The organism is Virgibacillus salexigens, assembly GCF_000723585.1.
Lineage (GTDB): Bacteria > Bacillota > Bacilli > Bacillales > Amphibacillaceae > Virgibacillus > Virgibacillus salexigens.
In genome coordinates, this window is sequence record NZ_CCDP010000001.1 from 2,534,548 (window position 1) to 2,548,435 (window position 13,888).

Below are 13,888 nucleotides of genomic sequence, written 5' to 3' on the forward strand. Positions count from 1 at the left end.
AATTAACCCACCTTTCCCATTAGATATACGACTGTAAAGATAAATACCCATACCACATCGATGAAGTGCCAGTATAAACTAAATGTGTAGTATTTAGGTGCATTGTAAAGATTTAATCCTCGTTTTGCATTTCTTACCATAATAGCAATTAACCAGCTTAACCCGAATGCCACGTGTCCACCGTGGAAGCCAACTAGTGTATAGAAAGCTGAACCAAATGCGGATGATCGAAAAGTGAATTCATATTCATGGATATAGTGATAAAATTCATAGATCTCACAGGCTAAGAAACCTATACCAAGGAAAGCAGTTATTCCTAGCCATAATTGCATCTTTTTAAAATCGTTGTTCTTCATATGATACATTGCATATACACTGGTCAATGAACTAGTTAAAAGTAACATTGTCATGATGAAAACAAGCTCAAGTCCAAATAAATCTTGTGCAGTTGGACCATTTGCGGTTGAATTCCTAAGCGCGAGATAGGTACCGAATAAGCTTGCGAATAGGACTGTTTCACCGCCTAAGAAAAACCATAACCCAAGAAATTTATTCTTGCCTTCCAGGGTAGCTTTTTCTGGTTCTTGAGGCATTGTTTCTGGATTTAAGGAATGATCGTGACTCATCTTAGTCAGCCTCCCTTTCTAGTTCTTCTTTGGTGATATGATAGCCATGGTAATCTTTTAATGAGCGAATAAGCATACATAGTAGTGCTATCCCCATTCCAGCAAATACTGCCAGTAACCATGCTTTTTGATCCGTTTGATAAATAAACCCGAAACCAGCGATAAAGAAACCAATCGACATAATAAATGGTAAAATCGATCCATCTGGCATGTGGATATCACCAATCGGTTCAGCACCAGTCATTTCACCTTTTCCTTCTGTTTTCTCAATCCATAATGGATCTAAACCACGAACAAGTGGCGTCTGTTTAAAGTTATAGAATGGAGGTGGTGAAGGAATCGCCCATTCTAACGTACGACCATCCCAAGGATCTCCAGATGCATTCTCTCCTTTAAATGCCGTATAAATAATATTAATAACAAAGATTAAACCACCTAGACCCATTAGTAGAGCGCCAATCGTACTAACCAAGTTACCGGTATCAAGCCCTTGGTCTTCTAAGAATACCCAATAACGACGTGGCATCCCCATTAAACCTAGGAAATGTTGAATAAAGAACGTTAAATGGAATCCAATAAAGAATAACCAGAATGCCCATTTACCCATTGCTTCATTAAGAATTTTCCCAAAAAGTTTTGGCCACCAATAATGAAGCGCTGCTAGGATACCAAATACAACCCCACCTACAATGACATAATGGAAATGCGCAACAACGAAATACGTATCGTGATACTGATAATCGGCAACTGCTGAAGCAAGCATTACCCCTGTCATTCCACCTATAGTAAAGGAAGGAATGAATGCTAGCGACCAAAGCATTGCTGAATTTATCGTTATACTTCCGCCCCACATGGTTGCTAACCAGTTAAATATTTTAATACCCGTTGGTACGGCAATGGCCATTGTTGCAATGGCGAAAATTGCATTGGCGACAGGCCCTAATCCCACGGTAAACATATGGTGCGCCCATACCATAAATCCTAAAAACGCAATTAGAATGGTTGCAAATACCATTGCTGTGTATCCGAATAAACGTTTTTTAGAGAAGGTTGATAAGATATCACTGAATACCCCAAATGCAGGTAAGATCAGTATGTATACTTCTGGGTGACCGAATATCCAGAATAAATGCTGCCAGATAACGGCGTTACCACCTAATGCCACATCAAAAAATGCAGAGCCGAACATCCGATCAAACATTAATAAGAACAATCCAACAGTTAAAGCTGGAAACGCGAAAAGGATGAGTACACTTGTAACAAATGTTGTCCAGGTGAATAGCGGCATGCGCATATAGGTCATACCTGGTGCACGCATTGTAACAATCGTTACTAAGAAGTTTATGCCCCCCATGAGGGTACCTGCCCCTGAAATCTGTAGACCTAGAACATAAAAGTCAACTCCATGACCTGGAGATTGTGTAGACAATGGTGTATAAGACGTCCACCCTGCATCAGGTGCTCCTCCTAAGAACCAACTACAATTTAGTAAAATTCCTCCAAACATAAATAACCAAAAGCCAAGTGAATTCAAAAATGGAAACGCTACATCACGAGCCCCAATTTGTAATGGCATGATGGCATTCATTAAACCAATTAATAGCGGCATGGCTGCCAGAAATATCATCGTTGTACCATGCATGGTAATCATTTCATTGTATAAACCTGCACTTAAAAAATCATTTTCAGGTTTAATAAGTTGAATACGAATAAACATTGCTTCCAAACCACCAAGTAGGAAGAAAAAACCACCACCAACTAAATACAAATGCGCTATTTTTTTGTGGTCAACCGTGGTTAAGTAATCCCAAATGAAAGCTCCGAAGCCCTTTTTTTGAGCAGCTGCAATACTCAAATTTCAAACCTCCCTTTTACATCTTCCACCCTTTAGTTTATTAGTTACCTGCACTCTCTGGTGTTATCTCAGATGGCTGCAATTGCAGCAAATACTCTGCGATATTACTTGCTTCTTCTTCAGATAGCTCAGGATAATTCCCCGTCATCTTATTTCCGGGCTTAATGGATTCAGGATCTCTAATCCATTGAACTAAGTTTTCTTTCGTAGGTTCTAATATACCTGCGATTTTCGAGCGATCTCCAAAATTAGTTAAGTTGGGTCCAACTGCTGCAGGTGATGATCCAATTGCGTGACAACTCATACAATTATTTTCTTCAAATGCTGCTTTACCATCTTGGGCTACAGCATCTTGTGGTTGAGCTTCTGGATCAACCTTTTTCATTTCTTCCACCCATTGTTCATACTCCTCTGGGCTAACTGCTACCACTTTGAAATCCATTAGAGAATGTGAAGGACCACATAGCTCTGCACATTTTCCCCAATAAACCCCTTCTTCATTTGCCTCAATATACATGGTGTTTTCATTTTCAGGACTGACATCCATCTTACCAGAAATACTTGGAACCCATAATGAATGGATCACATCAGATGATTGCATGTTTAAGTAAACTTTTTCTCCTGTTGGAATGTATAAATCCTGACTTGTTTGAATTTCTTCACCTGCATAACTGAAGTGCCACCAATATTGGTTACCAGTGACGTCGATATTAATACCGTCTTTTGCCCCAGATTCATCTGCCAAATCAAATGTAGCAGCAACTGTTGGTACTGCAAGGACAAGTACTAATATAATTGGAATTACTGTCCATACTGTTTCAAGTGTTTTATTACCTTCTACCTGCTTTGGAACGAAATCTTCTTGTCCTTTCTTCTTGCGAAAACGGACAAGGGTAATAACGTAAACCAAAAATACGATAATAAAAACAAACAACATAATAAGTGAAGATAAAATGATTAAATTCATGGAAGACTCTGCACCATACCCTTTAGGTACAAAGGCAGTTAAGTTTTCCTTACCGCAACCAGCTAAGACTAGCGCAAGTAAACTTAAAAGGAATACAGATTTGACTTTTCCCATCCAACCTTTCATGTATCCATACCTCTCTTTCTTTTCTTGATGCTCCTTATATTTAAATTTAATTAAGGACATAAGTTAACTAAATGTTGTATTCCATGTAACTACTACCATCATTAAGAAAAAGATCGTTAGGTAGTTTAAGGAATAGATAAATATGAAATTTGCCCATTTCAAATCATTTTTCATAAAAAAGCCGCTAAGCCCTATTATCAGCCATCCAACATTTAGTATGGAAGCTATGACAACAAAAGTAGTACCTAGTGATGCCAAATAAAATGGCAAAGGCAATAAACAAGCGATATATACTACAATTTGTCGCTTTGTAAATTCAAAACCATGTACTACTGGTAGCATTGGTATACCTGCTGCTTTATATTCTTTACTTTTCCGCATGGCTAATGCAAGGAAATGAGGTGTTTGCCAAATAAACATAACTAGAAATAATATAAACGGAACAATATGAAAATTAGGCTCGACGGCTGACCAACCAATTAATGGCGGTGCTGCTCCAGAAAAACTTCCAATTGCGGTGTTAAGCGTATACTTTCTTTTCGACCACATCGTATATAAAACGACATATACAAACCAGCCCATAAAGGCAAATAATGCCGCTTGTACAGATGTGAATAGTAATAGACCAAATCCTAGCACAGATATTAATATGCCAAGTGTCAAAACGGTTTGAAGCGAGATCGTACCAGTAACAGTAGGACGTGATTTTGTCCTTGTCATGATTGGGTCTATATCGGCATCATACCAATTATTTAACATACAGCCGCCAGCAATAACAAGAGCGCTTCCAACCATCGTTAATGCAAATGTTCCAATATTAGCTACAAACGATGAACCAGTAAAGTATAATGCAAGCCAAAACCCTGCAAATACAGTAATTAAATTAGAGTTTATAATTCCTACTTTTATCAATGATTTTATATCTGTTAACAGAGAAGCTGACCGTTGTTCATCAGCAACATTCGCATTACCGACTACTTGAGAAGTAGCTGTTTCTACTTTATCCATGCTTATATCCCCCCTTCAAATACCTCCAAGGCATAATAAGACAAAGGTATACCTATTAAAAATAAAACCTTTTCAAAGTATCCCCAGCGTTCATTGTATCATGGAATTGTTTTACAATCTAATAACTACTCAGTTTTATTTTACTGTAATTCCTATTTCTTTTTGTGACGATTTTGTGAATTAATTGTCACAAAATCAAAATGATTACAATTTTTTCATCCATTATGTATGTAGTAGTTATTCGAAAACACATCAATGCAAAGTCTCTACACTATTTCTAGCAAACAACAGGGAACAATGCAAGCGTTTTTTGTATTTCCATAGTGAAAATGCAATGAAAACATGATACTATAACAATTGTGTGTCAACTCAATCTATTTTGAGGACATCCCATTGCTTTTTGTTAGGTATTAATATTATGATGAATCTAGCGGATTTGTAAACATACTATTTTTAACGTAAATAAAGTGAGGCTATACTTATGATCAAAATCTTAAAGTGGCTTTCTGTAATTGCAACGGTTGGAATGATGTTTGTATTGCTGGGCGGAGCACTTGTTACCAAAACGGGGTCAGGCGATGGTTGCGGTGACAGTTGGCCACTATGTGAAGGAGAATTTGTACCATCCACGATAACACCTGAGCTTATTATCGAATTAAGCCATCGGATGGTTACTGGTATTGTTGGATTTGCAGTAGTAGGATTAGCCATTTTAGCGTGGAAGAAAATCGGCTATATTAGGGAAGTAAAATTCTTATCTGTCTTATCTGTCTTATTTCTTGTGCTACAAGCACTGATTGGAGCTGCGGCAGTGATGTGGGGACAATCTGATTTTATATTGGCTGCACACTTTGGCATCTCACTTATTTCGTTTGCATCTGTCTTTCTATTGATGTTACTTGTTTTTGAAGTCGATAAAAAATATGATGCAAAGGCTTTATTTATAAAAAAGGCACATCGTTTTGAAATTTATGCATTGACCATTTACACCATGTTGGTTGTATATACAGGAGCTTTAGTTCGGCACACAGAATCTAATCTAGTTTGCGGTGGATGGCCATTTTGTAATAACAATGAACCTTTTGGTTTCTCAGCCTATACCTTCCCTCAGTGGATTCAAATGGGGCATCGTCTTGCAGCTGGTTTATTGTTTATTTGGACAGTTACCTTAGTCTTTAAAATGTTACTGCATTATCGTAGCAATAAAGTTATGTATTGGGGCTGGATCACAGTCTTATTGCTTATATCATTACAAGTATTCTTTGGAGCTATGATTATCTTTACGAGATTACACCTTGGAACTGCATTAATGCATGCATTAGTTATCTCCCTTTATTTTGCTATGATTACATATTTTGTCCTATTAGCCAATCGAAGTGGAAGATATGCAAAACAGATACATACTACAAGTCAAGCTACTTCTGTACAACACAGCAGTAAGTAAAAAACCGAGCAGTTCGATAAACTGCTCGGTTTTTTATTATTCAAATTCGATTAATAAATCATCCACAGCAATCGTATCTCCGTCTGAGACTTGGATGCCTTTAATTGTTCCACTAAACGGTGCCTGGACAGTTGTTTCCATTTTCATCGCCTCGGTAATCAATAGATAATCTCCCTTATCTACCTTATCTCCAACATTACGAAGCACTTTAACTACCGTTCCCGGCATCGTTGCAGCTATATGTTTTTCATTTGTTTTATCAGCTTTTGGACGTACCTCTATTTCAGACTGGATGCTTTCATCCTTTACAACAATTTCTCGAGTTTGTCCATTCAATTCAAAGTAGATTACTCGTGTACCATCTGCGCGAGCTTCTGATATGGATACTAGTCTTACAATTAATGTCTTTCCTTGTTCAATTTCTACTTCTATTTCTTCTCCTAAATTCATACCATAGAAAAAGGTAGGTGTATCTAAGACAGACATGTCTCCATACGTATCATAGAACCTATGATAATCCATATATACTTTAGGATAAAGAGCGTAAGCAATCATATCAAAACTCGTAACTGGCCGATCCAATGTTTTAAATAATGTTTCTTTTAGCTGTGTAAAATCAATTGGATCAAGTAATTCTCCTGGCCGAACTTTTAATGGTTCTTTCCCTTTTAAAATAATTCGTTGTAATTCTTGAGGAAATCCCTGATATGGTTGACCAATATAGCCCTGCGCAAATTCAATAACCGAGTCAGGAAAATCAATGGATTCCCCTTGCTCATAGACATCATCTTCTGTCAGATTATTTTGAACCATAAACAATGTCATATCTCCGATTACTTTTGAAGAAGGCGTTACTTTAACAATATCACCAAACATATCATTCACTTTTCGGAACATGGACTTAACTTCATTCCATCTTTCTTCTAACCCAACTGCCTTTGCTTGTTGTTTCAAATTACTATATTGTCCCCCAGGCATTTCGTGCATATATATTTCTGTATGTGGCGCCTTCATACCACTTTCAAAATCACGATAGTAATTACGGATACCTTCCCAATAATGGGATAGTTTTTCATAGGAAGCTGCATTTATTTTCGGTTGTCTTTCATGTGTCTCTAACGCATGATATAACGTTTGTGCGCTCGGTTGTGATGTCATACCAGCCATGGGGCCAGCCGCTACATCTACTACATCTACACCTGCATCGATGGCTCTAGCATAAAGGTAAATTCCATTACCACTGGTATCATGGGTATGCAAATGAATCGGTAAACTTATTGTTTCTTTTAACGTTGTTATAAGCTGATAAGCAGCCTCTGGTTTTAATAGGCCTGCCATATCTTTAATACCCAAAACGTGGGCTCCAGAACGCTCAAGATCTTTCGCTAAATTCTTATAATAGTCTAAATCATATTTCGAGCGTCCAACATCAAGAATGTCTCCTGTATAACACATAGCAGCTTCAGCGATTTTATTATTTTCTCTCACTGATTCAATTGCTAATTGCATTCCCTCAACCCAATTTAAGCTATCAAAAATTCGGAAAACGTCAATTCCCGCAGTCGCACTTTTCTCAACAAATTCTTTGATTAAATTATCAGGATAATTTTTATATCCTACGGCATTACTTGCTCGCAATAGCATTTGAAAAAGAACATTTGGCATTTTTTCACGAAGCTTTAATAGACGTTCCCATGGATCCTCTTTTAAGAACCGATACGCAACATCAAACGTAGCTCCTCCCCACATTTCTACTGAAAATAAATTAGGTAGTAATCTCGCTGTTGGTTCAGCTATTTGGTTTAAATCTTTTGTTCTTACTCGGGTTGCAAGTAAAGATTGATGTGCATCCCGAAAAGTGGTATCTGTCAATAAAACTTCTTTTTGTTCTTTCATCCAATTCGCAAGTCCCTCAGGGCCTCTCTCATCGAGGATCTGCTTGGTTCCTGCCGGAATTTTTTCTGTTGCATCAAAATTCGGAATTTGCAGTTTAGAAAACTCCGGTTTTTCCTTCTTGCCGTTTTTATCTAAACCATTGATAGTCGTATGACCAATATAAGTCAACATTTTTGTTCCACGGTCTTTACGCTTCGGAAAAACAAATAATTCCGGTGTATGATCAATAAACGTAGTGTTATAGACACCAGATAAAAACTGCTCATGCAAGATAACATTTTCTAAAAATGGGATATTTGTTTTTATTCCACGTATCCGAAATTCTTTTAAGTTTCTGACCATTTTTTGTACAGCTTGCTCAAATGTAAGTGCCCATGTAGAAACTTTTACTAAGAGTGAATCATAATGCGGGGATATAACTGCTCCTTGAAAGCCATTACCAGCATCTAATCGAACTCCAAACCCTCCACCAGTACGATAAGCCATAATGCGCCCAGTATCCGGCATAAAGTTATTTAAAGGATCTTCCGTCGTTACTCGAGATTGAATGGCAAATCCATTTGTGACAATTTGTTCTTGAATGGGGATACCGATGGATCGGTCATGTAACTTTTGGCCTTCAGCGATTTTAATTTGTGTTTGTACAATATCAATCCCTGTAATCATTTCTGTTATCGTATGCTCAACTTGAACTCGTGGATTGACTTCAATAAAGAAAAATTCATTATCTGTCACAAGGAACTCCACCGTTCCTGCATTCACATATTCTACATTGGCCATTAAATTAACAGCGGCCTCACAAATTCTCATTCTTAATTCTTCGGGTAGTGATGTACTTGGTGCTACTTCTACTACTTTCTGATGTCTTCGTTGAACAGAACAGTCCCGTTCGAATAAATGTACGGTATTTCCTGCATGATCACCAAGTATTTGTACTTCAATATGCTTAGGATTTTCAATTAACTTCTCTATATAAATTTCATCATTACCAAATGCAGCTCTTGCTTCGGATTTCGCTCGATCATAAGCTTCGGCTAAGCCCTCTTTACTGCGGACAATCCGCATACCACGGCCGCCTCCGCCAAGTGAAGCTTTGATCATCAACGGAAACCCATGCTTTTCAGCAAACGTTTCAATCTCATCTAGTGAATGTACTGGACCATCACTTCCTGGAATTACGGGAATCCCTGCATGAATAGCTTGGGTCCTAGCCTTCACTTTATCCCCAAACATATCTAAATGTCTACTTGTTGGTCCAATAAAAGTAATTCCTTCTTCTTCGCAACGTTTAGCAAACAAGATATTTTCAGATAGAAAACCATACCCCGGGTGAATCGCATCTATCCCTACTCGTTTAGCAAGTGAAATGATTCCTTCTATATCAAGATATGCATCAATGGGTTTTTTTCCTTCCCCAATCAGATAAGACTCATCTGCTTTATAGCGATGATAAGAGCTTGAGTCTTCTTTTGAATAAATTGCAACGGTACGGATATTTAATTCAGTACAAGCTCGAAAAACGCGTATTGCTATTTCCCCACGGTTCGCAACTAATATTTTATTTATCTGCTTGTGTTCTTCCATGTTTTTCCTCCTCGATAGGTTTGTAGTACTCTGTTTTCTTTGTCTTCTTGTTTTTCTTCTGCTGGTTCTAACTCTCTTTTCTTCACATGCATTGCTATATTATTTAAAATCCCCATTGATATCATTAGCACCAAAAGAGATGAACCGCCATAACTAACAAATGGAAGTGGTACCCCTGTAATCGGAAGTAAGCCACTAATTGCCCCTAGATTAATGAATGCTTGTAAGCCTACCATCGAAGAAATTCCAATAGCCAACAATGCAGCAAAGCTGTCTTGTGCTTTTCTGGAAATAACAATTCCTCTTATCACGATAATGGCTAGCATTCCTATAACAATTACAACTCCAACAAAACCAAGCTCCTCAGCCACAACAGCCATAATGAAATCGGTGTGAGCTTCAGTTAAATAACCAAGTTTTTGTACACTCTGCCCTAACCCTTCTCCTAGTAAACCGCCATTTCCAATAGCTACATAGGATTGTATTAGTTGATATCCATCAGAATCTGGTGTTTGAAATGGCTGATAGGCGCCTGTAAAACGCGATAGCCGCTCATCCGTAATCATATAAGGCGTTGCTAATAACAGTAAAGCTACACCTATTCCAATTAAAATAAATAAATGTTTGAAACGGATGCCAGAACTAAAAATGACAGAACAAGCAATGAAGAAGATAATCGAAGCTGTACCGATATCTGGTTGCATCACAATTAAACCTAAAATAATCCCTGTTAAAATAAGCGGTGGTAGAACACCTTTACTAAACTCATTTATGTAATCTTGTTTTTTAGAATAAACCGAAGCTAAATACAAAATTAGTGCTAATTTAGCAAATTCTGCGGGCTGGATTCCCAAAAACCACGACTGAGCATTATTAACACTCGATCCAAATAGTAACACACCTATTAATAATAGAATAACACCCAAAATTAATGGCTTCATCAATTTTTGATAATATTTATATGGAAATAAACAGCATATGATAAAACCGGCAAGTCCCATTGCGAACCGAATCGATTGCTGGGTTAAATAATGTGTCGCTGAGTACTCTTGAACTACCGCGAATACCATACTTGCACTATAGATCATGACTAATCCAAATGCGGCTAATAGGATTGGTGTAATCATTAATGTAAAATCGTAATTTTTTAATTTTTGTAACATTGTCCTTCTCCCTACTTCATGTGATACAAGCGGTTTTTTCTATTTTCTCTATATAAATCGAATGATGAAACAAAAAAACCTTGCCATGATGGTATGTAGGCAAAGTTTTTGCTTCTTCGTTCAACCGCAAATGCCGATCAAGGTTGAATCAAACGGAATTTTGCGCTGCTTCATGCAGTATATTTAGCTGCCTCTCCAAGTTTTCAAGGAGTGCTTTACCTTCATCTTCGTTGATTAAGTTCAAACGAACAGCAAAATCAATTTCTCTTGAAAGCCCGAACATTTGTGTATCTAATACCTCTTCATATAATGGACATTGTGGCATAGTGAGGTTATCTATCTGAACTTCAATTAGTCGCAAAATTTTTTCAGCATCAGCCTTAAGAAGGGCATGGGCTTTTTCGCGATGATTTACTGTCACCTCATGAATCAAATCTATCCCCTCCGAGTAAAAGACTTCTTTCTATATTATATTATCGTTAGCATCGATAAAATGCAAATAAAATTAAAATAAAATATTATTTATTAGAAGTGAAAAAAAATTCTAGTTCTGCTATCCTTGACTAGGACAACTATTAAGAGGTGATATAAATGATCGTACCAATTACCGGGAAAGTTACTTATCCCATTACACTAGATCCAACCGTATGGATTTTTGATGACAGAAAAATCGAATTTGAGAAAGCGTTTGAATCTGAAGCATCTCATTCTGAAGAATCCGATGAATTAAAGCGTGTCTCTGAAAGATGGGATAGAGAAGTTTCCCAGCTTAGCAAACCACCTGTAAATCGGAGTATAAAGAAATTTGAGCGTGAGAAAATGCTAAAAAGTTCGTATGTAATCCCTTTAGATGATTTTCTGAATAATGCAGAGATTGAAGATGAGGCTACTTCAGCTATCCTCGTAACAAAAGAAGGAGATATAACGATCCCTATTTCGGATTTATATAATAGTTATTTTCTTTTTTCTAAAGAGGGCAAACCATTACATGCAGACGGCCCGGTCCATTTATATTATAAAGATGGTTCCAACCGCGAAAATCCAATTAAACACATTATGGCTGTAAGGTTTCAATAAAGATGCTTGTTTACAAACAAGCTCTTTTTTTAGTTAAATCACATCCGCTATAACTTCTGCATAATTTATATTTTTTCATCCAAAATAAAAGTAATCGGCTTAAATAGGATGGAGGAATTTTAGGTGAACAAGATACCGTTATATACAATTATGTTGGTAAGTATTGTTATATTTGCAGGATGCCAACAGCAAAGTCAAGAGAAACCATTATCCGATGAAGAAAAGAATAATCAAATGATTCAAGTTAAAAATTCAGACCCTACCCAACAAAAAAATCTTTCAAATAATGAAATTGCTGATCATTTGGCCAATATAGCTAGTAATGTACCAAATGTTAACAGTGCTACTTCCGTCGTTGCAGGTCCTTATGCAGTTGTCGGTATTGATGTCGACAAAGACCTTGATCGATCACGAGTTGGCACCATTAAATACAGTGTATTAGAGGCTTTATATCATGATCCATATGGCAAAACTGCCGTCGTAGTGGCTGATGCAGATGGTAATGAAAGAATTAGAGGAATGGCTGATAAGATTAGCCAAGGACATCCAGTTCATGCGGTTGTAGACGAAGTAGCTGCAATTGTCGGTCGTTATATGCCCGATTTTCCTATTAGCGAAAACCGCCCACAAGAACCAGACCAAAACAAAGAAGTAATACCAAAAGAAGATAAACAAAAGTTAGAAGATACGGAAGAAAAACAATCCAATCAACATAATAACGAATAAGAAAAGCGTTTCCGTTTTGCGGAAACGCTTTTCTTATTGTTGCTGTTCGCTCGTATTTTTTTCTTTATTTTCCGTATAATATTGCACTCCAAATTGAGAACCTTCTGAAACCATTTTAGCATTTTCTAATTGAGCTAAATCTTGATTTGCAGACTGATCTGGTACCCCTGCATCTTCAAATGTTGATCGAATACCGTCTTGATAATTTTTTATTTTTTGTTTTACCTTGTCTCGATTATCCTTATCTTTCAAAAAAAACCCGGCTACGGTAGCACCAATCACACTTGCTGCACCAGCAGAATATAAATATCGTCTTTTCATCGAATCGCCCTTTCTTTGGATTGTTGTTTAGTGAAGTTTTCCCCTATATAATTTAAAATAAACATGGCAGATATTTCTTGAATGGAACTATCTTATGATACACTAGAGACAGATTCATGAAAGCCAAAGATAGCATATATTGTTTTTTAGATATATTTATTTTTTGATATTGAGGTGAAATTATGCAGGTCAAGTGCACGATTTGTGACAATATAGAAAGCATAGAGGACGACTCCTTTGAAGCAAAACGATTACGAAACCGAAGAATTCATATGTATTTATGTAAATCCTGTTATGATCGTATCGAATATAAAACAAAGCAACGACATGCAACAGGGAAGTTTCAACTATATGAAGAAAAAAAACCTACAGATGATTATATTTAATCTGCATATAAAAAAGCGCCCAAAGTATTTACCTCTAGGCGCTTTGCTTTATTCTTGTGAGCTTCTTTCTCTATGTAATCGAAACCGATAAATGCCAAGAACAATAGAAATAACAACCAAACTTTCCGTTATCGGCATTTGGAAAATGCTAAAAATCGTTAATATATAGACACCAATGGCTAATAAAATATAAACGACAATTGACTTTAACATTGGAAGTTTACGAGCAAACCCAAGTTTATAAGCAATGATACTAAAAATTAAATTTAAGATATAAAAAACCCAAAAAATATTTACATCTGTTCCAAATTGATCGAGTACAAAGTCAAAAATCAACGTGAAATTAGTGTTCTCCATGTATATCCCCCACTACCTTCTATAATAAATCCTTTTCATAAACTCTTGTCTTATCATACTAAATATTTTCCCATATCGCCAGCTAAATTACAGGGATAACTAGAAACAATTCTTTGATCAATTTAGCGCTTTCTTATATACTAGAATTAAGGCAAAAGAGGTGGAGATCATGAAAAATATAAACTTCCCAATGCTTTTATTAGCTACTTTAGTTATACTAATGTTTGCTGGTATCGGTATTTCTATTGCATACCGAAATATCTGGCTTGTCCTATTATTTTTAATATTAGGTTTCGGTTTTATGGGTTACGGCATTGGATTAAAGAAAAAAAGCAAGTGACAACCTTGTCAC

14 protein-coding genes are annotated in these 13,888 nt (G+C 36.7%); 5 read left to right on the forward strand and 9 right to left on the reverse strand.

Going from position 1 to position 13,888, the window contains the following annotated elements; translation table 11 throughout:
* Positions 1-2: 2 nt before the first annotated feature.
* From BN990_RS12205 to cyoE, 4 genes are all read right to left on the reverse strand, one after another.
* The gene (locus BN990_RS12205) at positions 3-626 is read right to left on the reverse strand and encodes a cytochrome (ubi)quinol oxidase subunit III (protein ID WP_021291700.1); all 624 of its coding nucleotides are present in this window, start codon (positions 624-626) and stop codon (positions 3-5) included.
* A gap of 1 nt (position 627) precedes the next feature.
* The gene (ctaD, locus tag BN990_RS12210; RefSeq protein ID WP_021291701.1) at positions 628-2,481 is read right to left on the reverse strand and encodes a cytochrome c oxidase subunit I; all 1,854 of its coding nucleotides are present in this window, start codon (positions 2,479-2,481) and stop codon (positions 628-630) included.
* Positions 2,482-2,521: 40 nt separating this feature from the next.
* Entirely contained in the window at positions 2,522-3,574 is a 1,053-nt protein-coding gene (gene coxB, locus BN990_RS12215; RefSeq protein ID WP_021291702.1) for a cytochrome c oxidase subunit II, read from the reverse strand.
* Positions 3,575-3,637: 63 nt separating this feature from the next.
* Entirely contained in the window at positions 3,638-4,582 is a 945-nt protein-coding gene (gene cyoE / locus BN990_RS12220) for a heme o synthase (RefSeq protein ID WP_038244494.1), read from the reverse strand.
* A gap of 481 nt (positions 4,583-5,063) precedes the next feature.
* Between cyoE and BN990_RS12225 the strand changes: the two genes are divergently transcribed.
* The gene (locus tag BN990_RS12225) at positions 5,064-6,026 is read left to right on the forward strand and encodes a COX15/CtaA family protein (RefSeq protein ID WP_021291704.1); all 963 of its coding nucleotides are present in this window, start codon (positions 5,064-5,066) and stop codon (positions 6,024-6,026) included.
* A 36-nt stretch (positions 6,027-6,062) separates the two neighbouring features.
* On the opposite strand, the gene pyc is transcribed toward BN990_RS12225, so the two are convergent.
* From pyc to BN990_RS12240, 3 genes are all read right to left on the reverse strand, one after another.
* The gene (gene pyc, locus BN990_RS12230; RefSeq protein WP_038244497.1) at positions 6,063-9,506 is read right to left on the reverse strand and encodes a pyruvate carboxylase; all 3,444 of its coding nucleotides are present in this window, start codon (positions 9,504-9,506) and stop codon (positions 6,063-6,065) included.
* On the reverse strand, positions 9,485-10,669 hold the full coding sequence (gene ftsW / locus BN990_RS12235) for a putative lipid II flippase FtsW (RefSeq protein WP_021291706.1): 1,185 nt from the start codon (positions 10,667-10,669) through the stop codon (positions 9,485-9,487). The genes pyc and ftsW overlap by 22 nt, the downstream gene beginning before the upstream one ends.
* Positions 10,670-10,817: 148 nt before the next feature.
* Positions 10,818-11,099, reverse strand: a complete 282-nt coding sequence (locus BN990_RS12240; RefSeq protein ID WP_031335609.1) for a YlaN family protein — start codon at positions 11,097-11,099, stop codon at positions 10,818-10,820.
* A 161-nt stretch (positions 11,100-11,260) separates the two neighbouring features.
* Here BN990_RS12240 and BN990_RS12245 point away from each other — a divergent pair, with 161 nt between their 5' ends.
* Entirely contained in the window at positions 11,261-11,746 is a 486-nt protein-coding gene (locus tag BN990_RS12245; protein WP_038244500.1) for a hypothetical protein, read from the forward strand.
* Between the two features lie 123 nt (positions 11,747-11,869).
* Entirely contained in the window at positions 11,870-12,472 is a 603-nt protein-coding gene (locus BN990_RS12250) for a YhcN/YlaJ family sporulation lipoprotein (RefSeq protein WP_021291709.1), read from the forward strand.
* A 33-nt stretch (positions 12,473-12,505) separates the two neighbouring features.
* On the opposite strand, the gene BN990_RS12255 is transcribed toward BN990_RS12250, so the two are convergent.
* Complete coding sequence (locus BN990_RS12255) at positions 12,506-12,793, reverse strand: hypothetical protein (RefSeq protein ID WP_038244510.1); 288 nt, start codon at positions 12,791-12,793, stop codon at positions 12,506-12,508.
* Positions 12,794-12,975: 182 nt separating this feature from the next.
* On the opposite strand from BN990_RS12255, the gene BN990_RS12260 reads away from it, so the two are divergent.
* Positions 12,976-13,179, forward strand: coding sequence for a YlaI family protein (locus BN990_RS12260; protein WP_021291711.1), 204 nt, complete (start codon positions 12,976-12,978; stop codon positions 13,177-13,179).
* Between the two features lie 48 nt (positions 13,180-13,227).
* Here the strand turns inward: BN990_RS12260 and BN990_RS12265 are convergent, their stop codons facing one another.
* Positions 13,228-13,536 (reverse strand): YlaH-like family protein, encoded by a 309-nt coding sequence (locus tag BN990_RS12265; protein ID WP_021291712.1) that lies wholly within the window; start codon positions 13,534-13,536, stop codon positions 13,228-13,230.
* Positions 13,537-13,705: 169 nt separating this feature from the next.
* Here BN990_RS12265 and BN990_RS22610 point away from each other — a divergent pair, with 169 nt between their 5' ends.
* A complete protein-coding gene (locus tag BN990_RS22610) occupies positions 13,706-13,876 on the forward strand; it encodes a DUF5325 family protein (RefSeq protein WP_021291713.1) in 171 nt (56 codons plus the stop codon).
* Positions 13,877-13,888 lie beyond the last annotated feature (12 nt).

Excerpts from the sequence above, each read along its gene's own strand:
- BN990_RS12205 (WP_021291700.1), bottom strand. The coding sequence starts at position 626 with ATGAGTCACGATCATTCCTTAAATCCAGAAACAATGCCTCAAGAACCA.
- coxB (WP_021291702.1), bottom strand. The coding sequence starts at position 3,574 with ATGAAAGGTTGGATGGGAAAAGTCAAATCTGTATTCCTTTTAAGTTTA.
- cyoE (WP_038244494.1), bottom strand. The coding sequence starts at position 4,582 with ATGGATAAAGTAGAAACAGCTACTTCTCAAGTAGTCGGTAATGCGAAT.
- BN990_RS12225 (WP_021291704.1), top strand. The coding sequence starts at position 5,064 with ATGATCAAAATCTTAAAGTGGCTTTCTGTAATTGCAACGGTTGGAATG.
- pyc (WP_038244497.1), bottom strand. The coding sequence starts at position 9,506 with ATGGAAGAACACAAGCAGATAAATAAAATATTAGTTGCGAACCGTGGG.
- ftsW (WP_021291706.1), bottom strand. The coding sequence starts at position 10,669 with ATGTTACAAAAATTAAAAAATTACGATTTTACATTAATGATTACACCA.
- BN990_RS12245 (WP_038244500.1), top strand. The coding sequence starts at position 11,261 with ATGATCGTACCAATTACCGGGAAAGTTACTTATCCCATTACACTAGAT.
- BN990_RS12255 (WP_038244510.1), bottom strand. The coding sequence starts at position 12,793 with ATGAAAAGACGATATTTATATTCTGCTGGTGCAGCAAGTGTGATTGGT.
- BN990_RS12260 (WP_021291711.1), top strand. The coding sequence starts at position 12,976 with ATGCAGGTCAAGTGCACGATTTGTGACAATATAGAAAGCATAGAGGAC.
- BN990_RS12265 (WP_021291712.1), bottom strand. The coding sequence starts at position 13,536 with ATGGAGAACACTAATTTCACGTTGATTTTTGACTTTGTACTCGATCAA.
- BN990_RS22610 (WP_021291713.1), top strand. The coding sequence starts at position 13,706 with ATGAAAAATATAAACTTCCCAATGCTTTTATTAGCTACTTTAGTTATA.